This is a genomic window from Streptomyces sp. NPDC014889, assembly GCF_043081205.1.
Taxonomy (GTDB): Bacteria; Actinomycetota; Actinomycetes; order Streptomycetales; family Streptomycetaceae; genus Streptomyces.
The window spans coordinates 496,760-521,007 of sequence record NZ_JBIBWH010000003.1 but is presented as its reverse complement, the minus strand read 5'-3'; the positions used below and the strand labels follow the sequence as shown (position 1 = coordinate 521,007).

At 72.3% G+C, this 24,248-nt stretch carries 18 protein-coding genes and 2 tRNA genes; 3 read left to right on the top strand and 17 right to left on the bottom strand.

Going from position 1 to position 24,248, the window contains the following annotated elements; genetic code table 11:
- Positions 1-10: 10 nt before the first annotated feature.
- From ACF09J_RS08570 to lepA, 3 genes are all read right to left on the bottom strand, one after another.
- Complete coding sequence (locus ACF09J_RS08570) at positions 11-1,957, bottom strand: SpoIIE family protein phosphatase (protein WP_392304618.1); 1,947 nt, start codon at positions 1,955-1,957, stop codon at positions 11-13.
- Between the two features lie 238 nt (positions 1,958-2,195).
- Positions 2,196-4,070, bottom strand: a complete 1,875-nt coding sequence (locus tag ACF09J_RS08565; protein WP_392304617.1) for an AMP-dependent synthetase/ligase — start codon at positions 4,068-4,070, stop codon at positions 2,196-2,198.
- Positions 4,071-4,339: 269 nt separating this feature from the next.
- The gene (lepA, locus tag ACF09J_RS08560; protein WP_392304616.1) at positions 4,340-6,208 is read right to left on the bottom strand and encodes a translation elongation factor 4; all 1,869 of its coding nucleotides are present in this window, start codon (positions 6,206-6,208) and stop codon (positions 4,340-4,342) included.
- A gap of 220 nt (positions 6,209-6,428) precedes the next feature.
- Between lepA and rpsT the strand changes: the two genes are divergently transcribed.
- On the top strand, positions 6,429-6,695 hold the full coding sequence (gene rpsT, locus ACF09J_RS08555; protein WP_392304615.1) for a 30S ribosomal protein S20: 267 nt from the start codon (positions 6,429-6,431) through the stop codon (positions 6,693-6,695).
- 268 nt (positions 6,696-6,963) lie between these two features.
- Here the strand turns inward: rpsT and holA are convergent, their stop codons facing one another.
- From holA to leuS, 8 genes are all read right to left on the bottom strand, one after another.
- The gene (holA, locus tag ACF09J_RS08550) at positions 6,964-7,953 is read right to left on the bottom strand and encodes a DNA polymerase III subunit delta (RefSeq protein WP_392304614.1); all 990 of its coding nucleotides are present in this window, start codon (positions 7,951-7,953) and stop codon (positions 6,964-6,966) included.
- Between the two features lie 67 nt (positions 7,954-8,020).
- Positions 8,021-8,266, bottom strand: coding sequence for a hypothetical protein (locus ACF09J_RS08545; protein WP_326802413.1), 246 nt, complete (start codon positions 8,264-8,266; stop codon positions 8,021-8,023).
- A 68-nt stretch (positions 8,267-8,334) separates the two neighbouring features.
- Complete coding sequence (locus ACF09J_RS08540) at positions 8,335-9,216, bottom strand: YceI family protein (RefSeq protein WP_392304679.1); 882 nt, start codon at positions 9,214-9,216, stop codon at positions 8,335-8,337.
- A gap of 208 nt (positions 9,217-9,424) precedes the next feature.
- Positions 9,425-12,136, bottom strand: a complete 2,712-nt coding sequence (locus ACF09J_RS08535; protein ID WP_392304613.1) for a ComEC/Rec2 family competence protein — start codon at positions 12,134-12,136, stop codon at positions 9,425-9,427.
- Positions 12,133-13,032, bottom strand: a complete 900-nt coding sequence (locus tag ACF09J_RS08530; protein WP_392304612.1) for a helix-hairpin-helix domain-containing protein — start codon at positions 13,030-13,032, stop codon at positions 12,133-12,135. Before ACF09J_RS08530 ends, ACF09J_RS08535 begins: the two co-directional genes overlap by 4 nt.
- An 801-nt stretch (positions 13,033-13,833) precedes the next feature.
- The gene (locus ACF09J_RS08525; RefSeq protein WP_392304611.1) at positions 13,834-14,679 is read right to left on the bottom strand and encodes a DegV family protein; all 846 of its coding nucleotides are present in this window, start codon (positions 14,677-14,679) and stop codon (positions 13,834-13,836) included.
- A gap of 83 nt (positions 14,680-14,762) precedes the next feature.
- A complete protein-coding gene (locus tag ACF09J_RS08520) occupies positions 14,763-15,485 on the bottom strand; it encodes a hypothetical protein (protein WP_392304610.1) in 723 nt (240 codons plus the stop codon).
- Between the two features lie 145 nt (positions 15,486-15,630).
- Positions 15,631-18,522: a leucine--tRNA ligase gene (gene leuS, locus ACF09J_RS08515; RefSeq protein WP_392304609.1), complete on the bottom strand. Its 2,892-nt coding sequence runs from the start codon at positions 18,520-18,522 to the stop codon at positions 15,631-15,633.
- 447 nt (positions 18,523-18,969) lie between these two features.
- On the opposite strand from leuS, the gene ACF09J_RS08510 reads away from it, so the two are divergent.
- Together ACF09J_RS08510 and ACF09J_RS08505 are read left to right on the top strand one after the other, a co-directional pair.
- Entirely contained in the window at positions 18,970-20,241 is a 1,272-nt protein-coding gene (locus ACF09J_RS08510) for a cytochrome b/b6 domain-containing protein (RefSeq protein ID WP_392304608.1), read from the top strand.
- Positions 20,238-21,848, top strand: coding sequence for an NADH-ubiquinone oxidoreductase-F iron-sulfur binding region domain-containing protein (locus ACF09J_RS08505; protein WP_392304607.1), 1,611 nt, complete (start codon positions 20,238-20,240; stop codon positions 21,846-21,848). The genes ACF09J_RS08510 and ACF09J_RS08505 overlap by 4 nt, the downstream gene beginning before the upstream one ends.
- A gap of 120 nt (positions 21,849-21,968) precedes the next feature.
- Here ACF09J_RS08505 and ACF09J_RS08500 read toward each other — a convergent pair.
- The 6 genes from ACF09J_RS08500 to rsfS all read right to left on the bottom strand — a co-directional run bounded on the left by ACF09J_RS08500 (position 21,969) and on the right by rsfS (position 24,179).
- Positions 21,969-22,041: transfer RNA gene (locus tag ACF09J_RS08500), tRNA-Ala, on the bottom strand.
- A 141-nt stretch (positions 22,042-22,182) separates the two neighbouring features.
- Positions 22,183-22,416, bottom strand: a complete 234-nt coding sequence (locus ACF09J_RS08495; RefSeq protein WP_100566877.1) for a hypothetical protein — start codon at positions 22,414-22,416, stop codon at positions 22,183-22,185.
- Between the two features lie 3 nt (positions 22,417-22,419).
- Positions 22,420-22,590, bottom strand: coding sequence for a hypothetical protein (locus ACF09J_RS08490; protein ID WP_392304606.1), 171 nt, complete (start codon positions 22,588-22,590; stop codon positions 22,420-22,422).
- A 282-nt stretch (positions 22,591-22,872) separates the two neighbouring features.
- Positions 22,873-22,945, bottom strand: a tRNA-Ala gene (locus tag ACF09J_RS08485).
- Positions 22,946-23,064: 119 nt separating this feature from the next.
- On the bottom strand, positions 23,065-23,742 hold the full coding sequence (locus ACF09J_RS08480; protein ID WP_392304605.1) for a histidine phosphatase family protein: 678 nt from the start codon (positions 23,740-23,742) through the stop codon (positions 23,065-23,067).
- On the bottom strand, positions 23,733-24,179 hold the full coding sequence (rsfS, locus tag ACF09J_RS08475) for a ribosome silencing factor (protein WP_392304604.1): 447 nt from the start codon (positions 24,177-24,179) through the stop codon (positions 23,733-23,735). The genes ACF09J_RS08480 and rsfS overlap by 10 nt, the downstream gene beginning before the upstream one ends.
- Positions 24,180-24,248: the final 69 nt, after the last annotated feature.

Below are 24,248 nucleotides of genomic sequence, written 5' to 3'. Positions count from 1 at the left end.
GGGTGTTCCGTCAGGCGCGTTCGGCCTGGAGTACCAGGAGGGCCAGGTCGTCCTCCGGGGGGCCGGTGCCGAAGTCGTGGACGAGGTGGCGGATGCGGTCGGCGATCAGGTCCGCGTCGAGGCCGGCGCAGTCGGCGAGGGCGATGGCGAGGCCGTCGCCGTCGTCGAACTGGCGGGAGCCGGAGCGTCGCTCGGTGACGCCGTCGGTGACGCACAGCAGGGTGTCGCCGGGCCTCAGCTCGAAGGTCTCGCTGGCGTACGTCTCGTCCTCGATCACGCCGAGCAGCGCCTGCGGCCGGGCCACCGTACGGACGCCGCCCTCGCGCCCGAGGACCAGCGGCAGCGGATGCCCCGCGGAGGCGAGGGTGCACCGCACACCGCCGTCGAAGGGCACCAGCTCGCCGTACAGCAGGGACAGGAAGCGGGTCTGGGTGTCGCCGGGGACCGGAGTGCGCCCGCCGGCCGCCACCAGCACGCGCGCGGCGGCGTCGGCGGCCTCGGTGGCGTCGTCGAGGAGGAGCTGGTTGAGGCGGTCCAGGACGTCGGCGACGCCGTAGCCCTCGCGGGCCAGCAGCCGCAGCCAGGGGCGGGCGAGCCCGATGACGACGGCGGCCTCGGGGCCCTTGCCCTGCACGTCGCCGACGGCGAAGCACCAGCGGCCGTCGCCCGCCGGGAAGAGGTCGTAGAAGTCGCCGCTCGGGCCGCCCTTGTCGCACGGCTCGTACACCAGCGCGCTGCGCAGACCGGGGATCTCGGCGACCGCGCCGGGCAGCAGGCCGCGCTGGAGCACCGCGCTGATGGTGGCCTGGCGGGCGTACTGCCGGGCCGCGCCGATGGCGAGGGCGACCCGGCGGCTGAGGTCCTCGACCAGCCCGGTGACCTCGTCGGGGAAGCGGAGCAGCCCGGTCCGCCCGATGACCAGCGTGCCCAGCGGACGGCCGCCCGCGATCAGGCGGTACGCCAGCGCCGCGCCGTGGGCCGCGTGCGGGCCGAGGGCCTCCCCGGGCCAGGGATAGGGCGCGGGCCCCGACCTCAGGCCGTCGGTGGGGCGCGGCGGGTCCTTCTCCAGGGCCCGGCGCAGCTCCTCGATACGGCTCTCGCTGCCGTGCCAGACCCGGGCGAGCCTCGGCCCGGCCGCGCCGGTGACGTCGCTCCAGCCCCCGCCGCCCTCGCCCCCGCTCCAGCGGGAGGACCCCCACCGGCCGGTGGACTCGTCCTCCAGCCACACCGCGCACCAGTCGGCCAGCCGGGGCACGACCAGCTGTCCGGTGAGCGAGGCGACCAGGTCCTCGTCGAGCTGTCCGGCGAGCAGATCGGAGGCCTCGGCGAGGAAGGACAGCGCGCCGCGCCCCAGCCAGTCCCGGTCCCGTCCGGCGCGCTGCGGCTCGGGCGCGAGGACCTCGGCGATGCCGAGTCCGTGGTCCGCGCCGTACGCCTCCTCGTCCTCCTGCGCCGGTCCGGGCTCCGCGGGCAGCCGCGCCCACACCGTCTTGGCGCCGGTCCGGTAGGTGACGCCCCACGCCTCGCAGAGCGTCGCGACCAGCCGCAGGCCGCGGCCGTACTCCGGGGTCTCGTGCGGCACCCCGGAACCGTGGTCGCGGGGAGCACGCGAGGGGTGGCGGTCGCACACCTCGACCACGCAGGCACCGGTGTGCGGCTCCAGCCGGCAGGTCAGCTCGACGTCGGTGCCCGCGTGCACGACGGCATTGGTGACCAGCTCGCTGACCACGATCAGGACGTCGTCGGCCAGTCGCTCGCCGATCTCGAAGCCGAGGTCCGCCCACTCGGTCAGCGCCGCGCGCAGCAGCGCGCGGGCGGCGCCCGGTGCCAGGGAGCCCTGGGGCAGTGTCGCGTGCGCCTGCGGGCACGCCTCGCCGGGCGCGGCGGTGCCGGACGCGTGCGCGGGCACCTCGGAGGCACGGGAGAAGGTCTCCCGCTGCGTGGGAATGGCCCCCATCTGCGGCTCCCCGGGCGGTTCTCACGGATCGGTTCGGTCAATGCCGACAGGGTGACAGACCGGCTGCGTCCATAAGCGAGGAGTTACCGAAGTGGGCCGCCTTGCATGAGAAATGCGCCACCGGAGTGATCAAAAACGGACAGTTCCGAGCACCCGCGAACGCATTCCGTGGTTCCGTGATCGTTCCCCCGCGCACCCGAGGCGCGCGGGGAGTTCACCGGCCGGGCCGGCTCAGTGATCACGCCTCACGCGCGCCCGTGTACATCTCGTCGATCAGATGCCTGTACTCCCGCTCCACCACCGGCCGCTTCAGCTTCAGGCTCGGGGTGATCTCGCCGTGCTCGACGTCGAGGTCGCGCGGCAGCAGGCGGAACTTCTTGATGGTCTGCCAGCGCTGCAGGCCCTCGTTGAGCTGCCTGACGTAGCCGTCGACCATCTCGACGGTCCGCGGCGCGGCCACGACCTCGGCGTACGGCTTGCCCTCCAGGCCGTTCTCCTTGGCCCACTCCAGGATCGCGGGCTCGTCGAGGGCGATCAGCGCCGTGCAGAAGTTCCGGTCGGCGCCGTGCACGAGGATGTTGGAGACGTACGGGCACACCGCCTTGAACTGGCCCTCGACCTCGGCGGGCGCGATGTACTTGCCGCCGGAGGTCTTGATGAGGTCCTTCTTGCGGTCGGTGATGCGCAGATAGCCGTCCGGGGAGAGCTCGCCGATGTCGCCGGTGTGGAACCAGCCGTCGGCCTCCAGCACCTCGGCGGTCTGCTCGGGCAGCTTGTGGTAGCCCTCCATGATGCCGGGGCCACGCAGCAGGATCTCGCCGTCGTCCGCGATGCGCACCTCGGTGCCGGGCAGCGGCTTGCCGACCGTTCCGGTGCGGTAGGCCTCGCCCGGGTTGACGAAGGAGGCGGCGGAGGACTCGGTGAGTCCGTAGCCCTCCAGGATGTGGATACCGGCGCCGGCGAAGAAGTAGCCGATCTCCGGGGCGAGGGCGGCGCTGCCCGAGACGCAGGCGCGCAGCCGGCCGCCGAAGGCCTCGCGGATCTTGGCGTAGACGAGCGCGTCGGCGACCTTGTGCCTGGCGGCCAGGCCGAAGGGCGCGGAGCGGGTGCCGGTGCGCTTGAAGTTGTCCTGGGTGACCTTGGCGTACTCGCGGGCGACCTCGGCGGCCCACTGGAAGATCTTGTACTTGGCCGGGCCGCCGGCGCGGGCCTTGGCGGCGACGCCGTTGTAGACCTTCTCGAAGATGCGCGGGACGGCCGCCATGTAGGTCGGCCGGACGACAGGCAGGTTCTCGATGATCCTGTCCACGCGGCCGTCCACGGCGGAGACGTGCCCGACCTCGATCTGGCCGGAGGTGAGGACCTTGCCGAAGACGTGCGCGAGCGGCAGCCAAAGGTACTGCACGTCGTCGGCGCCGACCAGGCCGGTGGCGGCGATGGCCTTGGCCATGTACGACCAGTTGTCGTGCGGCAGCCGGACGCCCTTGGGGCGGCCGGTGGTGCCCGAGGTGTAGATGAGGGTGGCGAGCTGGTCCTTGGTGATCGCGCCGACCCGCTCCTTGATCAGCTCGGGGTGCTCCCGCAGGTGGGCGGCGCCGCGCCGCTCCAGCTCGTCCAGGCCGATCACCCGGTCGCCGGTCTCCACGCCGTCCGGGTCGATGACGACGACATGGTGCAGCTCGGGCAGCTCGGCGCGCTTCTCCTCGGCCTTGGCCACCTGCTCCGCGTTCTCCGCGATGAGCACCCTGCTCTGGGAGTCGGAGAGGATGAAGGCCGACTCGCCGGCGTTGGTCTGCGGGTAGACCGTGGTCGTGGCCGCGCCCGCGCACATGATGCCGAGGTCGGCCAGCAGCCATTCCACACGGGTGGAGGAGGCGAGCGCGACCCGCTCCTCCGGCCGCACGCCCAGTTCGATGAGTCCGGCCGCGATCGCGTAGACCCGCTCGGCGGACTGCGCCCAGCTCAGCGACTTCCACTCGTCCGGGCCCTCCCCCGAGGCCGACGGCACGGGGTAGCGGTAGGCCTCGGCGTCCGGTGTGGCCGCCACGCGCTCCAGGAAGAGGGCCGCCACGGACGGCGGACGGTTCTCGATCAGGGTCTGTGCGTCGCTCACGACATCCTCCGGGGCCCGCGGCAGTGCGGCCGGCTCTTTGCGGCTGGGTGACTCACGGGTGGTGGTTCGGACTGTTGCTTAACTCACGAGTAACTAACAGGCAGGGTCAGACTAAGCCGCGACCGGCCGCCGCGTAAGGGGCCGCGCCCGGTCACTTCCACAGAGAGCTACCGCGCGGATGCGCAGGGGCCCGCCGCGCTTTCGCACGACGGGCCCCTTTTTCACCCGGTTCACCGGGTGACGTCCGCTCGCCCCTGGCTACCGGGTGGTCACTTCTTGCCCTTGGCCGACGCCGCGCTGTCGTCGCTGGAGAGCACCGCGATGAAGGCCTCCTGCGGAACCTCCACGGAACCCACCATCTTCATGCGCTTCTTGCCCTCCTTCTGCTTCTCGAGCAGCTTCCGCTTACGGGAGATGTCACCGCCGTAGCACTTGGCGAGGACGTCCTTGCGGATGGCGCGGATGGTCTCGCGGGCGATCACCCTGGAGCCGATGGCTGCCTGGACGGGCACCTCGAAGCTCTGCCGCGGGATGAGCTCCCTGAGCTTGGCCACGAGCCGCACGCCGTACGCGTACGCCTGGTCCTTGTGGGTGATCGCCGAGAAGGCGTCCACCTTGTCGCCGTGCAGCAGGATGTCGACCTTGACCAGGGAGCTGCTCTGCTCGCCGGTGGGCTCGTAGTCGAGGGAGGCGTAGCCGCGGGTCTTGGACTTCAGCTGGTCGAAGAAGTCGAAGACGATCTCGGCGAGCGGGAGCGTGTAGCGGATCTCCACGCGGTCCTCGGAGAGGTAGTCCATGCCGAGGAGGGTGCCGCGGCGGGTCTGGCACAGCTCCATGATCGAGCCGATGAACTCCGTCGGCGCGAGGATCGTGGCCCGCACGACCGGCTCGTACACCTCGGCGATCTTCCCCTCGGGGAACTCGCTGGGGTTGGTGACCGTGTGCTCGCTGCCGTCCTCCATCATCACGCGGTAGACCACGTTGGGGGCGGTGGCGATCAGGTCGAGACCGAACTCGCGCTCGAGACGCTCGCGGATCACGTCCAGGTGGAGCAGGCCGAGGAAGCCGACGCGGAAGCCGAAGCCCAGGGCGGCGGAGGTCTCCGGCTCGTAGACCAGGGCGGCGTCGTTGAGCTGGAGCTTGTCCAGCGCCTCGCGCAGCTCGGGGTAGTCGGAGCCGTCCAGCGGATACAGGCCGGAGAAGACCATCGGCTTGGGGTCCTTGTAGCCGCCGAGCGCCTCCTCCGCGCCCTTGTGCTGGCTGGTGACGGTGTCGCCGACCTTGGACTGGCGGACGTCCTTCACACCGGTGATCAGATAGCCCACCTCGCCGACGCCGAGGCCGTCGGCCGGCAGCATCTCCGGGGAGTTGGTGCCGATCTCCAGCAGCTCGTGGGTGGCGCCGGTGGACATCATCCGGATCCGCTCACGCTTGTTGAGCTGGCCGTCGATGACACGGACGTAGGTCACGACGCCGCGGTAGGAGTCGTAGACCGAGTCGAAGATCATCGCGCGGGCGGGGGCGTCGGCGACGCCGACCGGGGCCGGGATCTCCTTGACCACCCGGTCGAGCAGCGCCTCGACGCCGAGGCCGGTCTTGGCGGAGACCTTCAGCACGTCGTCGGGGTCGCAGCCGACGAGGTTGGCCAGCTCCTCGGCGAACTTCTCCGGCTGGGCGGCCGGCAGGTCGATCTTGTTGAGGACCGGGATGATCGTGAGGTCGTTCTCCATCGCCAGGTAGAGGTTGGCGAGGGTCTGGGCCTCGATCCCCTGGGCCGCGTCGACGAGCAGGACGGTCCCCTCGCACGCCGCGAGCGACCGCGAGACCTCGTAGGTGAAGTCGACGTGCCCCGGGGTGTCGATCATGTTGAGGATGTGCGTGTTGCCGGGGTCGTGGGTGGGAGCCCACGGCAGGCGCACCGCCTGGGACTTGATCGTGATGCCGCGCTCGCGCTCGATGTCCATGCGGTCGAGGTACTGGGCGCGCATCTGCCGCTGCTCGACCACCCCGGTCAGCTGGAGCATCCGGTCGGCGAGGGTGGACTTGCCGTGGTCGATGTGCGCGATGATGCAGAAGTTGCGGATCAGAGCCGGGGCGGTACGGCTCGGCTCGGGCACGTTGTCAGGGGTCGCGGGCACGCAGGGTCCTGTTTCTTGAGGCGCCTTATGCCTCGGGTCGGAACGATACGTAGCTTCCATGGTCCCACGGGCGCGGACCGGGGACCGGTTTGGGCCGCGCAGCGGACCGCTGGTAGCCTGGGCGACTGTGTCTCATGCCCTCTTCGCGCGAGGCACATCTCAAGAAATCATCGGTACGGGACCCGTGCGGCCCCGTACCAGAACCTGAAAAGGCTCATTCGTGGCGAACATCAAGTCCCAGATCAAGCGGAACAAGACCAACGAGAAGGCCCGGCTGCGCAACAAGGCCGTCAAGTCCTCTCTGAAGACCGCGATCCGCAAGGCCCGCGAGGCCGCCGCCGCGGGTGACGTCCAGAAGGCGACCGAGCTGCAGCGCGCTGCCGCGCGTCAGCTCGACAAGGCCGTCTCCAAGGGCGTCATCCACAAGAACGCGGCCGCCAACAAGAAGTCGGCGCTGGCCACCAAGGTGACGGCCCTCAACGGCTGAACCCCTTCCTGATCCGAATGGATCCCCAGGGATCCGATGTGGCCGGAAGGACCCAGGGCGGGCCCTCTCTCATCCGCCCCCGACCGGCTCCCCGGCTCCGCGCGCGGCCTGCGTTCGCCACGCGGGCGCGGAACCGAACAGCGTGACCCGAGGACCCCGCCGCACTCCCTTTCCCCAGGGAGAGCGGCGGGGTCCTCGGCGTGTCGCGTGCAGGACGGGGGCGCAACGAGGTGGCGCGCGGGCGCCTCAGCCCGTGGCGACGGGCGTCTCAGGCGCGGCCTCTTGAGCGGGCCGCCCGGGCGATGGTGACGACCGCCTTCTCCAGGGCGTACTCGGGGTCGTCGCCGCCGCCCTTGACGCCCGCGTCGGCCTCGGCGACGGCGCGCAGGGCGACGGCCACGCCGTCCGGGGTCCACCCGCGCATCTGCTGCCGGACACGGTCGATCTTCCAGGGCGGCATGCCCAGCTCCCGCGCCAGGTCGGCCGGACGGCCGCCGCGCGCGGACGACAGCTTGCCGATCGCCCGCACGCCCTGGGCGAGCGCACTGGTGATCATCACCGGGGCCACACCAGTGGCCAGCGACCACCGCAGCGCCTCCAGCGCCTCGGCCGCCCGCCCCTCGACGGCCCGGTCGGCGACCGTGAAGCTGGACGCCTCGGCCCGCCCGGTGTAGTAGCGGCCTACGACCGCCTCGTCGATCGTGCCCTCGACGTCGGCGGCCAACTGCGCCGCGGCGGAGGCCAGCTCGCGCAGATCGCTGCCGATCGCGTCGACGAGCGCCTGGCACGCCTCCGGTGTGGCCGAGCGCCCGAGCCCGCGGAACTCGCCCCGCACGAAGGCGAGCCGGTCGGCCGGCTTGGTCATCTTCGGGCAGGCCACCTCGCGGGCGCCGGCCTTGCGCGCGGCGTCGAGCAGGCCCTTGCCCTTGGCGCCGCCCGCGTGCAGCAGCACCAGCGTGATCTCCTCGGCGGGCGACCCCAGATACGCCTTGACGTCCTTGATGGTGTCCGCCGACAGATCCTGCGCGTTGCGCACGACCACGACCTTGCGCTCGGCGAAGAGCGACGGACTGGTCAGCTCGGCGAGCGTGCCGGGCTGCAACTGGTCCGGGGTGAGGTCCCGTACGTCCGTGTCGGCGTCGGCGGCCCTGGCGGCGGCCACCACATCCCGCACGGCGCGGTCGAGCAGGAGGTCCTCCTGCCCCACGGCTAGCGTCACCGGGGCGAGAGGGTCGTCGTTCGCAGTCTTCCTGGCCATCGCGACAAGCATCCCACGGACCACCGACAACGCCCCCGGCACGGGGGCGCGAGGGGCACGCGGGAGGCTAGGGCTCCTCCCGCCAGCCCTCCCACTCCCCGGCGAACGCGTCCAGCTCCGCCGGATCGAGCCGCTCCCCCTCGTCCCGGAGGACGACGAGCCACTGCGCGTCCTCGGCGTCGTCCTCACCGGCCAGCGCGTCCCGGACGATCCGCGGTTCCTCGTCGACCGCGAACCGCTCCGCGAGCGCCTGCGCCGCCTCCTCCGCGGCATCGCGGTCGGGCAGCACCAGTACGTGTCTCACATCGCTCACGGGGACATTGTCCGGCACTCCGCCGGGACGGCGGCCGGCGGCTCCGGACGACTGCGCCCGGCGGGTTGTCAGGCCTTGGGGACGAGCTGCACGTCGAGGGCGACCTGGATGGTCGGGCCGACCACGGCGATGCCCCGCGCCAGCATCGTCTGCCAGCTCACCGTGTAGTCGTCCCGGTGCAGCTCGGTGGTGGCCCGGCAGGCCGCCCGCACCTCGCCCTCGATGCCGTTGCCGAGCCCGAGGTACTCCATGTCGAGGGTGACCGTACGCGTCACACCGTGCAGCGACAGCGCGCCGGTGACGGCCCATCGGCTGCCGCCCCGGTGCACGCACCGCTCGCTGTAGAACTCGAGCGTCGGGAAGTTCGCCACGTCCAGGAAGTCCGCCGAGCGCAGATGGTCGTCGCGCATCCGCACGTTCGTGTCGATGGACGAGGCGTCGATCACCACGTGCATCGCGGACCGCTCCACCGGGTCGGCGATCCGCAGCGCCCCGGCGAAGGAGTTGAAGCGCCCGTGGATCCGGGCCAGCCCGATGTGCCGGGCGGTGAAGGCGATCGAGGAGTGCGTCGCCTCTATCTCCCAGTCGCCCGGCGCCGGCAGGTCCGGCGGCTGGGCGGCCTGGAGGGTCACGTCGCCCAACGGGGCCAGCGAGTTCTCACGGACGAACACGGTCGCGCGGTGCGGCGCGTACCCCTCAGCGGAGATGGCGAGCCGGTACTCCCCCGCCGGCACCGTCGCCAGGAACAGTCCGTAGGGATCCGTACCGCCGCCGACCACCGTGCGCCCCATCGCGTCGCTCACGGTGAACTCCGCGTGCGCCAGCGGTTCGTTGACCGGATCGAGCACCCGGCAGCTCAGCACCCCGGCGTCGGGCGGGGTCTGCACCGCCGCGAGCGGACTCGCCTGTTGTATCCGGTTCGTCCGGTTTCCCAGCCAGCGGCCGAACATCTGCGCCACCCCATGCATGCCTCGACATTTCCCTTGCCGAAGAAGTATTCGATCATCAACAGGGCATTCCAGGCAACACGAGGCCACATCGCGAGAATCCGGCACATGCCATGGGACTGCACGCAAGGAGCAGCAACTGGCCTCTCATGGACAGAAAACAAACAATTTCACCTCACCTTCCCCACAGTGGGTACACAGTCCCCGGCGCTCAGTCCCGCGCCACCCGCACCCCCGCACCCGCCCCGCTCACCGCGAGCGCCCCGTCCCGGTCCGTGCGCAGCACCACCGCGCCCAGCGCGCGCAGCGCGGCGACGGTGGGGGGAGCCGGGTGCCCGTAGGGGTTGTCCGCGCCGCAGGAGATCAGGGCAAGACGCGGGGCCGCCACACGTATCAGGTCCGGGCTCTGGAACGCGGAGCCGTGGTGCGCGACCTTGAGCACGTCCACGCCCGCCAGCCGCGCGCTCATCGGTGAATCCAACAGTGCCTGCTGGGCCGGGGGTTCGAGGTCGCCGAGGAGCAGCAGCCGCAGCCCGCCGGAGTGGACGAGCAGGGTGACGCTGGCGTCGTTGGGTCCGTCCGGGTCCGGGGTGGGGGACGGTGGCGGCCACAGGACCTGCCAGGTCAGGTCGCCGGTGCCACGCTGTTCGCCGGCGCCGGCGTGGGTGAGCGGGATGCCGCGGCGGGCCGCCTCCCTCCGTACGAACCCGGCCTGCTGGGCGGGCTCTTCGTAGCCGGTCGTCTCGATCGCGCCCACCGCCCGTCCACGCAGTACGCCCGGCAGGCCGGCCACGTGGTCGGCGTGGAAGTGGGTCAGCACGACCAGCGGGATCCTGGTCACGCCGAGCTTGCGCAGGCAGTGGTCCACCAGCGTCGGGTCGGGTCCGGCGTCCACGACCACACCGGCGCCGTGGCCCGCCGCGAGCACCGTCGCGTCGCCCTGCCCCACGTCGCACATCGCGAACCGCCAGCCCGGCGGCGGCCAGCCGGTGATCACCCGGGTCAGCGGAGGCGGCTGCACGATCACCAGCAGGAGCAGGACCCCGCACATCGCGCAGACCCAGGGGTGTCTCAGCAGCCTCCGGCCCACGAGCGCGGCCGCCACCGTGACCAGGGCCAGCAGCAGCGCCCCGGTCCAGTTGTCCGGCCAGTCCACTCCCCCGCCGGGCTGGGCCGCGCCGGTCCTGGCCACGTCCGCGATCCATCCGGCCGGCCAACTCGCGCACCAGGCGAGCGCCTTCGCCACCGGCATCGCGAACGGTGCCGTCGCCAGCGCCGCGAACCCCAGCACGGTGGCGGGCGCGACGGCGGCCTCCGCGAGCAGGTTGCACGGCACCGCGACCAGGCTCACCCGGGCCGACAGCACGGCGACGACGGGCGCGCACAGCGCCTGCGCCGCGGCTGCCGCGGCCAGCGCCTCGGCCGCCCGGGCGGGCACCCCGCGCCGGCGCAGCGCCGCGCTCCAGCGGGGCGCGAGGGTGAGCAGGGCTCCGGTGGCCAGCACCGACAGCAGGAAGCCGTAACTGCGCGACAGCCACGGGTCGTAGAGCACCAGCAGCAGGACGGCCGTCGCCAGGGCCGGGAGCAGCGATCTGCGGCGCCCTGTCGCGAGGGCGAGCAGCGCAACCGCTCCGCAGGCCGCCGCCCGCAGCACGCTCGGGTCGGGCCGGCACACGACGACGAACCCGAGGGTGAGCGCCGCCCCGAGCAGCGCGGTGCCGCGCAGGGTGAGGCCGAGCCTCGGCGCCAGGCCGCGGCGCTCCACCCGCTGGGCCAGGCCGGGTGGGCCGAGGAGCAGGACGAGGAGGATGGTGAGGTTGCTGCCGGAGACGGCCAGGAGGTGGGTGAGGTCCGTCGCCTTGAACGCCTCGTCGAGTTCGAGGGTGATCCGCGAGGTGTCCCCGACGACCAGTCCCGGCAGCAGGGCCCGCGCGTCCGGCGGGAGACCGTCGGTCGCCGCCCGCAGCCCGGCGCGCAGCCGGCCCGCCAGCCGCTGCGGCGCGGACGGCTCAGCCACCACCTCGGGCGCGGCCCGGTCCCGGACCCGGAGGACCGCCGCGATCCGGTCGCCGCCCGTCATCGGGGGCTCCAGCCGTGCGGTCACTCTCAGCCGCGTGGACGGCAGCAGCCCGAGCCAGGGTGAGCGCCGCGCACCTTCCGCGGGGTGCTCGTCGTGCCCGTCCGGCGGGTGTGCGGGGCTGCCTGACGGGCTCTCGGCGCGGGCCGGCGCCGGTGAGCCGGTGCTGACGAGGATCAGTACCGGAGTCCGGGTCGCCACGGCCGCCGCCGAGCCCGGCCGGTCGACGCGCAGCACCTCGGCGTCCATCCGTACGGAGGCGGGTGCCTGGCGGTCCCCGCGGATCCGGGGACGGGTGAGTCGGGGGTCGGAGGTCAGCTCCACCTCGGCGGTCACTGTGGCGAACTGCCGTGCCAGAGCGGGCACCGGGCCCCGACGCACGTCCGCGCCATGGAGCCCGGCGGACACGGCGGCCGCGGCGGCGGCGAGCAGTGCGGCGGCGGAGGAAACACGTACCCAGGAGGCGCGCACCCAGGGCCGCCCGGCGGCGGGGGCGGGCGGCCGTCCTGTCGCGGGCGTCGCGGGTGTTCCCTGTCTTCCGCGCCGTCGGCCGAGCAGGAGTACGGCGGCAGCGGCGAGGCAGGCGATCACGAAGCCGGTCAGCCGGCCTGTGGAGGCGTCCAGCGCCACCGCCGCCGTCGCCCAGGCCGCGAGGGCGGGCGGCACGAGCCGAAGGTCCGCCGGTCCTTCCTGCCGGGGGTGGGCGGCTCCCAGCCGGTTGCCGGAGGCGGCGTGCACCGCCGGACGGGCGTGGGGCGGGTCGGGAGGGGGCTCGGCGGGGACGAGGTGTCCAGGAGGTGCGGGCCCTCGTACGGCGTCGGCGTCGGTGTCGGTGTCGGGTCTCATGGGCCGACCAGGTCGCGCAGATCGGCGAAGCGGCGCGTGCCGATGCCGCTGACCTCACGCAGTTGGTCCACCGAGCGGAAGCCGCCGTGCTGTGTGCGGTAGTCGATGATGCGCCGGGCCAGCACCGGACCGACGCCGGGCAGGGTCTGCAACTGGTCCGCGGTGGCCGTGCTGAGGGAGACCGGGGCGGTGGACGTGCCCGCCGTGTCCGCACCGGTCGCTCCGGCGACGCCCGGACCGGGCGCGTCCGGTGCGGCGGCGGGGGCCGGGCCGCCGACGACGACGTGTTCCCCGTCCACGAGGAAGCGGGCCCGGTTGAGGCCGTCGGTGCTGGTACCGGGGCGCACCCCGCCGGCCGCCTGGAGCGCGTCGGCGACCCGCGACCCGGCCGGCAGATGCTGGATTCCGGGGTGCCGGACCTTGCCGCTGACGTCCACCACGATCTCCGTGCCGGGGGACGCCGGGGCGCCCCGCGCGGTGACCGGGGCCCCGGCCTGGGCGGCCTTGTCCCGTCCCTGGTCCTCATGGGGAGCCACCGCACGCATCACCTCGGGTGCCTGGACCGTCTGCGTACGGCCGGTCCAGAAGTGCTGCACGGCGAAGAGCGCGGCGACCGCGAACAGCACGGTGAGCGCGACCACGTTCCTGCGCTCCAGTCCGCACCGGCTCTGCAACCACAACGGCATCCGCTCGCGCAGCGCGGCCCCGGCCCGCTCCCGCCACTCGGGCGCCCCGGCCTGCCCCACGAGTCCCGCCCCGGCGCCGCCGTCCTCCTCCGGGGCGGTCCGCACGTCTGCCTCCGGGGCGCTCCGTACCGCCACGCCGACCGTGCCCATCCGGACCGCCGTCACCGGGCCCGCCCCAACCGCCGCGGTCGAGCGGGGCACTTGGCTCACGGCGGGGAAGTTCACCCGGCCCGCGTCGGCCGGACAGGGTTCACTCGCGGCAGCGCCGATGTCGGCCGGGACAGTCAGGGCCGTGTCGCCCACCTCACGTACGGCGGCAAATCCCCCGTCGCCCACGGCAGTCGAAGCCTTGCCGCTCACGGCAAGCAGACCCGCGCCCGCCACGCCTGCCTTCCGCACCACGCCAAGACCCGCGTCCGTCACGCCGGTCGGCTCGGTGCCGCCCCCCGCGAGCCGCCCCGCACCCCCCTGGCTCGGCGCGCCCGCGGCAGCGAGGTCGGGGCAGGGGTCGGCGGAAGGCCTGAGGACGGGCCCCGTCTCCGTCCGGTGGCGGCCCGGTGGCGTGTGTGGCTCGTCCGGTGGGCGGCCGGTCCGGTCCGCGGGCGCGGTGGCCCAGGCCGGCCTGGGGCGAAGGGGCCGCATCGGCGGCATCGGGTCAAGGCCGCCAGGACGAGCAGGCCCGGCAGGGCCGGTCCTGTGCTGGTGCGCCGCTTCCGGGGAGCCGCCGCCCGGTTCCTCCGTGCGCGCGGCGCGTTCCGCGAACAGCGCCCGCGCGCGTCGGTGCAGGTCCTCCGCCGAGGTGTGGGAGCCCCGGCGGGCTGGTGGGCGGCGGTGGCGGGTGCGGCCGTCCGAATCGGGGGCGCGGCCCGGGCCGCTGGTCGCCGCCGCTGTGCGTGAGTGTGATCGAAGTGCCATGCCAGGAGCATCCGGCAATCCGGCACACTCGCGATGATCTTGCCTGATTCCCGGGGACTACCGCCCGGTTGTGGACAACTCGCTCACCCGTACGGGTCAGCGGGGTGAGACCACGACCCCCAGCAGCCCCGGACCGGTGTGCGCGCCGATCACCGCCCCGACCTCGCTGACGTGGAGATCGGCCAGCCCGGACACGCGGGTGCGCAGCCGGTCCGCGAGGGCCGACGCCCGTTCGTGAGCGGCGAGATGGTGGACGGCGACGTCGACATCGGCCCCGCCAGCCCGCTCGGCCACGATCTCCTCGAGGCGGGCGATCGCCTTCGAGGCGGTACGCACTTTCTCCAGGAGCTCGATGCGGCCGTCCTGCAACTGGAGCAGCGGCTTCACGGCGAGCGCGGAACCCAGCAGCGCCTGCGCCGCGCCGATGCGGCCGCCGCGGCGCAGATAGTCGAGAGTGTCGACGTAGAAGAAGGCGGAGGTGCCCCCGGCACGCTTCTCGGCGGCCGCGACCGCCTCGTCCGCCGTGCCGCCGGCCTCCGCGGTCTCGGCCGCTGCCAGGGCGCAGAAGCCGAGCGCCATCGCGACCATCCCGGTGTCCACCACCCGTACCGGCACGGGCGCCTCACGCGCGGCCAGCACCGCGGCGTCGTACGTGCCGGAGAGCTCTGCGGACAGATGCAGGGAGACGATGCCGCTCGCGCCGGACTCCGCGACCCTGCGGTAGGTCTCGGCGAACTGCTGGGGGCTGGGGCGCGAGGTGGTGACGAACCGCCGCTTCTGCAGCGCCTGCGCGAGGGAGCGCGTCGAGATCTCGGTGCCTTCTTCGAGCGCCTGGTCGCCGAGGACCACGGTCAGCGGAACCGCGGTGATGCCGTGGCGCTCCATCGTCCACGGCGGCAGGTAGGCCGTTGAATCGGTGACGATCGCGACATGGCGGGACATGAGCTGGAGGTTACCTGCCGTAGTGCCCCGACGGCAGCCCAGCCCCTCTCACCGGGTCGGGTGTGGCCGGATCGGGGCCCCGGTCAAGTCGTGCTCTCGGGGCGGGGCTTCTTCTGCCAGATGTTGGCGGGGCCACGGCGCGAGGGGGTGATGGCGGGACGGACCGGCTCCTCGGCGGGGGCCTGCCGTGGGGTTCCGTGCCGGGTCTGCGGGCCCGCCTCGGAGACTGGAGGCGCGGCCGTCGGCCCAGTCGTCGGCTCGGCCGTCGTCCAGTGGCGCAGCGCCCCGGCCTCCACGTCGATCTGGGCGCTCAGCGTGTCCAGGTCGTCGTCGGCGAAGCGGTGGGCGCGGTCACGGGCCGCCCAGCGCAGGGAGTCGGCCGACTCCGTGATGCGCCGGGTGCGTTCGCGCAGGGCCGGGAGCCGCTCGGCGAGCGTCGCCCGGTCCGGGTCGGCCTCCAGGCGCTTGAGGTCCGCGTCCAGTTCGCGCCCGTGCACGCTGAGCCGCTGGAACAGGGCGATGGACTCCTTGAGGGACTCGTCCTCGCGCACGCCCGCGTACAGGGCGTCCTGGGTGGCGCGCATCGAGGTGCGCAGGGTGAGCCGGAGCTGGGCCAGCTCGCCCATCGGTCCGGGCTGGGCGAAGGACTTGGCCCGCAGGGTGTGGTCCTCGACCGTACGGCGGGCCTGGGTGATGGTGCGGTCCACACTGCGCTTGGCGGCCCCGACCACCTTCACCGCGGCGTAGACGCCGAGCGCGACGAAGACCGCGAAGAGGAGGACGAGGACGGTGATGACGGTTCCCACTGCGCTCCTCCTCCGGCTGGCGCGGCACGGGTCGCGCCGCCCTTCAACGGTAAACGCAAAGGGCAGGTTCGGGGTTCCGGAAGAACCCCGAACCTGCCCGTAGGGGACTACCCCGAGGCACTCACACCCACGCCGGAACGAACGCTCACGCCGGAACGATGTTGACCAGCTTCGGCGCCCGCACGATCACCTTGCGGATGCCCGCGCCCTCCAGCGCCGCGACGACCTTCTCGTCGGCCAGCGCCACCTTCTCCAGTTCCTCCTCGGAGATGGCCGGCGAGACCTCCAGACGCGCCTTCACCTTGCCCTTGACCTGGACGACGCAGGTCACGGTCTCGTCGACGACGTACGCCGGGTCGGCCACGGGGAAGTCCTGGTGGACGACCGAGCCGGTGCGGCCCAGCTTGTGCCACAGCTCCTCGGCGATGTGCGGGGCCAGCGGGGCGACCATCAGCACCAGCGCCTCGGCGACCGGGCGCGGCACGGGACGGCCCGTCTTGGTCAGATGGTTGTTCAGCTCCGTCACCTTGGCGATGGCGGTGTTGAAGCGCAGGCCCTCCAGGTCCTGGCGGACCCCGTCGATCGCCTTGTGCAGGGCGCGCAGCGTCTCCACCTCGACGTCGGCGTTCCCGGCGTTCCCGGCGTCGACGACGGTGACCTCGCCGGTCGCCTCGTCGACGATGTTGCGCCACAGCCGCTGCAGCAGCCGGAACTGGCCCACGACCGCGCGTGTGTCCCACGGCCGGGACACGTCCAGCGGGCCCATCGCCATCTCGTACAGGCGCAGCGTGTCGGCCCCGTACTCGGCGCAGATCTCGTCCGGAGTGACCGCGTTCTTCAGGGACTTGCCCATCTTGCCCAGCAGCCGGGAGACCTTCTCGCCCTGGTGGTAGTAGGCGCCGTCGCGCTCCTCCACCTCGGCGGCCGGCACCGCGATGCCGCGGGCGTCCCGGTAGACGTAGGCCTGGATCATGCCCTGGTTGAACAGCTTGTGGAACGGCTCCGCGGAGGAGACGTGCCCCAGGTCGTACAGGACCTTGGACCAGAAGCGCGCGTACAGCAGGTGCAGCACGGCGTGCTCGGCGCCGCCGACGTACAGGTCGACGCCGCCGTGCGGCATCCCCTCGCGCGGGCCCATCCAGTAGCGCTCGATCTCCGGGTCGACCAGCTGCCGGTCGTTGTGCGGGTCCAGATAGCGGAACTCGTACCAGCAGGAACCGGCCCAGTTGGGCATGGTGTTGGTCTCGCGGCGGTACTTCTTCGGCCCGTCGCCCAGGTCCAGGGTCACGTTGACCCAGTCCTCGTTGCGCGACAGCGGCGTCTCGGGCTGGGTGTCGGCGTCGTCCGGGTCGAAGGTGCGGGGTGAGTAGTCCTCGACCTCGGGCAGCTCCAGCGGCAGCATCGACTCGGGCAGCGCGTGGGCCACGCCGTCCTCGTCGTAGACGATCGGGAAGGGCTCGCCCCAGTAGCGCTGGCGGCTGAACAGCCAGTCGCGCAGGCGGAAGTTGACGGTGCCCTCGCCGATGCCCCGGCGCTCCAGCCACTCGGTGATGCGCGCCTTGGCGTCGGCGACGCCCAGGCCGTCCAGCTTCACGTCGTCGCCGGCGGAGTTCACGATCTTCGCGTCGTACGAGGCGAAGGCGTCGTCCCAGGTCGTGGTGTCCGTGCCGCGGCCGTCGACCGGCTCCACGACGCAGCGCATCGGCAGTTCGAAGGCGCGCGCGAAGGCGAAGTCGCGGCTGTCGTGGGCGGGGACGGCCATGATCGCGCCGGTGCCGTAGCCCATCAGGACGTAGTCGGCGATGAAGACCGGGATCCTCTCGCCGTTGACCGGGTTGGTGGCGAACGCGCCGGTGAAGACGCCGGTCTTGTCCTTGGCCTCGGCCTGGCGCTCGACGTCCGACTTCGAGGCGGCCTGGGCGCGGTAGGCGGCGACGGCCTCGGCCGGGGTGGCGTGGCCGCCGGTCCACACCTCGTGGGTGCCCTCGGGCCAGGCGGCCGGGGTGAACTTCTCCACCAGCGGGTGCTCGGGCGCCAGCACCATGTAGGTGGCGCCGAACAGGGTGTCCTGGCGGGTGGTGAAGATCGTGATCCGCTCACCGTCGATCGGGAAGTCGACGCGGGCGCCCTCGGAGCGGCCGATCCAGTTCCGCTGCTGGAGCTTGATGGCCTCGGGCCAGTCCAGCTCCTCCAGGTCGTCCAGCAGCCGGTCGGCGTAGGCGGTGATGCGCATGTTCCACTGGCGCAGCTTGGCCTTGAAGACCGGGAAGTTGCCGCGCTCGGACCGGCCGTCGGCGGTGACCTCCTCGTTGGCCAGCACGGTGCCCAGGCCGGGGCACCAGTTGACGGGCGCGTCGGAGGCGTAGGCCAGCCGGAACCCGGCCAGGACCTCGGCGCGTTCGGTGGCGCTCAGCTCGGGCCACGCGCGCGTGTGGCCCGGGACGGCCCGCTCACCGGACTCGAACTGGGCGATCAGCTGCGAGATCGGACGGGCCTTCTTCGCCTCCTCGTCGTACCAGGAGTCGAAGATCTGCAGGAAGATCCACTGGGTCCACTTGTAGTAGTCCGGGTCGATCGTGGCGAACGACCGGCGCTTGTCGTGGCCCAGGCCCAGCCGGCGCAGCTGGGACTTCATGTTCTCGATGTTGGCCTCGGTGGAAACGCGCGGGTGCGTGCCGGTCTGCACGGCGTACTGCTCGGCGGGCAGGCCGAAGGCGTCGAAGCCCAGGGTGTGCAGGACGTTGTGGCCGGTCATCCGCTGGAAGCGGGCGTACACGTCGGTGGCGATGTACCCCAGCGGGTGGCCGACGTGCAGACCCGCACCGGACGGGTACGGGAACATGTCCATGATGAACTTCTTGGGCCGGGCGGCCAGGTCGGGGTCGCCCGCCAGGTCGCCCTTCGGGTTCGGCGCCGCGTAGGTGCCCTCGGCGTCCCAGAAGTCCTGCCAGCGTGCCTCGATGTCGGCCGCGACGGCGGCCGTGTAGCGGTGCGGCGCTGCCACCTCGGAGGGGGCAGCGGGGTTCGTCTCGCTCATGGTCCTCAAAGCTCCATCGATCGTCTCTGCCCACGGCTGCGACTTTCAGAAATGAAAAATCCCCTCGCACAGGAGGGGACGCCGCGCCGATGCCGACCGTCCGATTGGTCCGGCGGTCGGGACTGATCAGCGCGGCTCGCTAAGCAGAAGGCGTACGGCACGCATGGCGTCAGGGTACCGCAGCCGTCGAGCGGGGGGCGACGAGCGTCCACGGGACGGGACACCTCCCTCGGCGATCCGTGAGGGACCGGGGGTCCGCCGGTGAAGGTTCAGAAAAACTGAACATCGTTCAAAGATAACCCGGCGTAACGGAGCCTATGGGGACAACGTGAGCCTCAGCTGTGGCGTTGATAACAACGCAATAACTCAAACGGCGTACTGCTCGGTTTGGGGCCACTTAGAGTTCGTGCCCGGGACCGCTTTCCCGAACCGCTCGGAGTCGCCCCCATGAACCCTCGTCGCAGTAACAGCTCGCTCCCCAAACCCGGCCGCTCGGCCTATGGGGTGGCGTCGGCTGTCGTCCTGCTCCTCATACCCGTGGTCGTGCTGGCCGGAGGCAGCCAGTTCCGCGAGTTCCTGAACTTCGGCGCGGGCGTGCTCTCCCTCGTCTCGCTCAGCTGCTCGGTGATCTGGGGCCTGGTCGCGCAGGACCGGATCATCCTCAACACGCGCCAGCGGATCGTGGGCCAGGCGGTGCACCGGACCACCGCGGTCGCCTCGATCGCGTTCCTCCTGGTGCACATCACCACCAAGATCGTGCTGGGGCACACACAGCTCATCGCCGCGGTCGTCCCGTTCTCGCTCGGCCTCACCGGGATCGAGGGCCTGGTCGGCCTCGGCTCGCTGGCCGGCCTGCTGATGATCTTCGTCGGCATCACCGGCGCGCTGCGCAGCAACTTCGCCACCCCCGCCCCGGTCGCGGCACGCTGGCGGGCGATGCACATGCTGGCCTACCCGGCCTGGTGCGCGGCACTGATCCACGGCCTGTACGCGGGCCGCGAGGCCAAGCCGATCTTCTTCATCCTCTACGGTCTGTCCCTGCTGGGCGTCATCGTGGCCCTGGCCGTGCGCGCGGCGCCGCGTCCGGTCAAGCGCAGGCTCGCCGACCGGCTCGTGGCGCTGCTGGGCGGCGGCGAGCGGCCGGAGCTGGACGACCTGGACGCGAGCCGGGCCAGGGCCTCGGAGTCCGGGCCGGCGGGTTACGAGAACGCACGCGGCGCGACGCCCCCGCACGCCGACGCGACGAGGCAGGCGCCGCGCGGACCGCGCCCCTCCTCCCCGCTGTACGACACCGCCGCGCCCGCCGCCGAGCCGCAGCCCGGCTTCGCGGCCGCCTACCGGACCGTCGCGACGCCGCCGCCCGGGCAGCCCTTCGCGGCCGACCAGACCGCGCGCACGGACGGCCCCGGCAGCACCTCGGGAAGCTGGCCGATCCCCTCGCCGCCGCCGGTCGGCGAGGCGCCCCCGTCGGCCTACGACCCGCTGAACGACACGGGATACAACATCCCGGCCTACAACAATCCGGGCGCGGCCGCGGGCACCCCCGCGTACGGCGGACGTGACGTGTACAACACCGGTGAGACGAACGCCCCCTACGGCACGTACAACCCCAACGACACGTACAACAGCGGTCCCGCCACTGAAACACCCCCCGGCGCCTCCTACGACGCGCCGGGTTCGGGCGAACCTTGGAACACGCCTTCCGGAGGCTACAGGTGAACGAGGCCCTGCCCGACGTCCCGGAAGTCCGCGTGGTCGGGCTTCCCCAGCTCACGTCGGGCTTCGACCTTGTCGAAAGACTCGATCTGCCCATGCACCTGAAGGTGCACGGGCCGCTCGAACCCCTGGGCGGCGAGCAGCTCGCGAAGCTCTCCGAGGCCATCAATCTGAAGGGCCGCGGCGGCGCGGGCTTCCCCTTCCACCGGAAGCTGCGCTCGGTCGCCGAGGCGGCGATCAAACGCGGCGTACGCCCGGTCGTCGTCGTCAACGGCAGCGAGGACGAGCCGGCCTGCCGCAAGGACACGGTCCTGATCAACCGTGCCCCGCACCTCATCCTGGACGGGGCCCTGCTGGTCGCGGAGGCCCTCGGTGCCCGCACGCTCGTGGTGGGCGTCACACGGGAGTCCACCCAGCGCTCCATGGAGGCGGCGCTCGCCGAGCGCGGACTGAGCAACAGCCGCAGGTCGGCGCTGCGCGCGAGCGTGCAGCGCAACCCGGTGCGCATGGTCACGGGCGCGGCCGCCTCGCTGATCCGTTCCATCGACGGCGGCCCGGCGATCCCGCCGGGCCGCAAGACCAGTGCCTCGCAGAACGGCGTGGGCGGCGCGCCCACCCTGCTGTCCAACGCGGAGACCTTCGCCCAGCTGGCGATCGCCGCCCGCATCGGCCCGGAGCGCTACGGCAACACCGGCCTGTACGACGAGCCGGGCACCGTGATGCTGACCATCTCCGGCGCCGTCGCCCGCCCCATGGTGGTCGAGGCGCCCACGGGCGTGCCGCTGCGCTACGTCCTCCAGCTCGCCGGCGCCCCGCCGGTGCCGCAGGGCGTGCTGACCGGCGGCTACCACGGCAAGTGGATCGACGCGGCGACCGTCAACGAGGCGATCGTCTCGCGCAACTCGCTGGACGCGGTGGGCGGTGCGATGGGCGCCGGGGCGATTCTGCCGATCAGTCAGGAGACCTGCCCGCTGGGCGAGTCGCTCCAGGTGGCGAAGTGGCTGGCGGAGGAGAGCGCGGGCCAGTGCGGTCCCTGCTACCTCGGTCTGCCGGCCGCCGCGCGCGGCATGGAGGACATCCTGAACGGCGGCGGCCCGGCCGCCCTCGAGGCCCTCAAGCAGGTCGCCAAGAACGTCAAGCGGCGCGGCGCGTGCTCGCACCCCGACGGGTCGGCGATGTTCCTCGAGTCGACCATCAAGGCGTTCACCGACGACCTGGCCGCGCACGTCCTCGGCAACGGCTGCGGACGCCCCGTGGAGGGCGTCCTGCCGCTCTTCGAGGGCGGCAGGGCCCCCACCGGCGTTCCCGGCGGCGGCGAGGCCGAGGAGTCCGGCTCCAGCCGTCAGAAGATCTATGTCGACTGGACGCTGTGCCGGGGGCACGGCCTGTGCGCGGACATCCTCCCGGAGGTCTTCGAACTGGGCGCCGACGGCTTCCCGACCGTCGCCCAGGCGAAGGTTCCGCGCTATGCGGAGGCCAAGGCCCTGCGCGCCGTGCGGCGCTGTCCCGCACTGGCCCTGCGCCTCGAGGAGGACACCCGCTCGCAGGCCCCGGCCCGCAACCTGCCGGTCCTCTCCCAGGGCCGCGGCCGCCGCGCTCTGGGCCGCTGAACGCACACGACGGCGGGCCGCCCCCTGAGGGGGCGGCCCGCCGTCGTATTGCCGCAGCGTACGCGTTCGGGCATACGTCGAGGGCGAGTCATCCGGTGGATGACTCGCCCTCAATTCCTGTGGAGCTAAGGAGAATTGAACTCCTGACCTCCTGCATGCCATGCAGGCGCTCTACCAACTGAGCTATAGCCCCTCGTGGCCACGCGGACCAGCCGCGTTCTTGACCGTGTCGCCCGGTTTCCCCGGCGGCGACGCCAACATTACACGGTCCAGGGGGTGGAACACCAAATCGGTTTCGCTCCGCCCCGCACGCCCGCCGGACGGCGGGCCGGTATCACGCCGTCACGAACGAATAGAACCGCTTCAGCGTGCAGTGCTCCTCCAGGAGCCGGCCGTAGATCGGCTCGCCCTCCAGCTCGCGGTAGGTCTCGATCGGGTCGCCTTTTATGATCAGTGCCCGCGCGCATTCCTCGCACCAGTACTGGTAGTCGGGGTTGATCGGCTCCATGTCGCGGACGATCGGGGTGCCGCCGCCGCACCAGTCGCACTTCCGCCTGTGTGCACCCATGGGTCAGCTCCAGCTGTGGCCGCAGGCCGTGCACACGTACGAGATCCCCCCGTTGTCGCCGAGGACTTGGGCCACATGGAGGGAGCCGCAGGAGGGGCAGACGAGGCGGGTGCCCGTGTCTCGTATCAACGCCGCACCGAGGAGGTGGACCTCCTCGAGGATGCAGGCAGACATCGCTACTCCCTCCCGTCGGGCCGCGCCCCCTTCGGCCGTCTGATTCTGCCACGGCCGGGCCGATACGGTCAGCGACGCCTCGGTACCAGTACGGCCACGACCTGCGTCGCGGGGCCGTCCCCGGTCGGCGCGTGCGTGCACCCGAGAGCGCGCTCGCACACATATACGCCCCCGGGGCCCAAGTGACTCAAGCCGGTGCGCGGGGACACAGAAAATCCCGCCCCCTGTGAGGGACGGGATCCTTTCGAACGATCTTCGGCTACTCGACGGAGTGCCGGTTTGTGGAGCTAAGGAGAATTGAACTCCTGACCTCCTGCATGCCATGCAGGCGCTCTACCAACTGAGCTATAGCCCCTTGCCACCACGCGAACCTGCCGCGTGGTCTTTCGCCCCGCTCGGCGGGGCGAACAAGAAGAACTTTAGCCTGCGACCTGCCGGAAAGTGAAATCCGGGTCGCGCGGGGCCGCGGGCTGCTCAGTCGTCGTCGCCGAGGACGGGCTCGGGCAGGGTGCCGGCGTTGTGCTCCATCAGCCGCCAGCCCCGGGCGCCCTGGCCGAGGACCGACCAGCAGCAGTTGGACAGGCCGCCCAGGCTCTCCCAGTGGTGGGGCTCCAGGCCGAGGAGGCGACCGAGGGTGGTGCGGATGGTGCCGCCGTGGCTGACCACCACGAGCGTGCCGTCCTCGGGCACCTTCTCCAGGTACCGCAGCACGACGGGGGCGGCGCGGTCGGCGACCTCCGTCTCCAGTTCGCCGCCGCCGCGGCGCACCGGCTCGCCGCGCTTCCACGCGGCGTACTCCTCGCCGTACCGGTCGATGATCTCCTCGTGCGTCAGGCCCTGCCAGATGCCCGCGTAGGTCTCGCGCAGGCCCTCCTCCCGCGCGACCTCCAGGCCGGTCAGCTCGGCCAGCTCGGCGGCCGTGCGGGTGGCCCGCGCGAGGTCGGAGGAGACGATCGCGTCGGGCCGCAGGGACGCCAGCAGACGGGCGGCGCGGCGGGCCTGGCCGACACCCGTCCCGGTCAGCTCGACGTCGGTGCTGCCCTGGAAGCGGCGCTCCACGTTCCAGGGGGTCTGGCCGTGCCGCCACAGGATGATGCGGCGGCCCCGGCCAGGAACGCGGCCGGACGCCTCGGCGGCGCCACTCACCGCCACTCACCACCGGGCTCGGCCGCCTCCTCGGCGGCCTGCTGCTTGGCGTGCTCCTCCGCCTTGCCGCGGGTGGCCTTGGCGTCGGCGGGCAGTTCGAGCTCGGGGCAGTCCTTCCACAGCCGCTCCAGGGCGTAGAAGACCCGCTCCTCGCTGTGCTGGACGTGCACGACGATGTCCACGTAGTCGAGCAGGACCCAGCGGGCCTCGCGGTCGCCCTCGCGTCGCACCGGCTTGGCGCCGAGTTCCTTCAGCAGCCGCTCCTCGATCTCGTCGACGATCGACTTGACCTGGCGGTCGTTGGGCGCGGACGCCAGCAGGAAGGCATCCGTGATCGACAGCACGTCGCTGACGTCATACGCGATGACGTCGTGCGCGAGCTTGTCGGCGGCCGCCTGGGCGGCGGTGTTGATGAGGTCGAGAGAGCGGTCGGTCGCGGTCACTAGGAGGCTTTCCTTCGGCGGTCACTTGAGACCAAGGGTCTCACGGACCGCCGAGGACACCTCACGCGT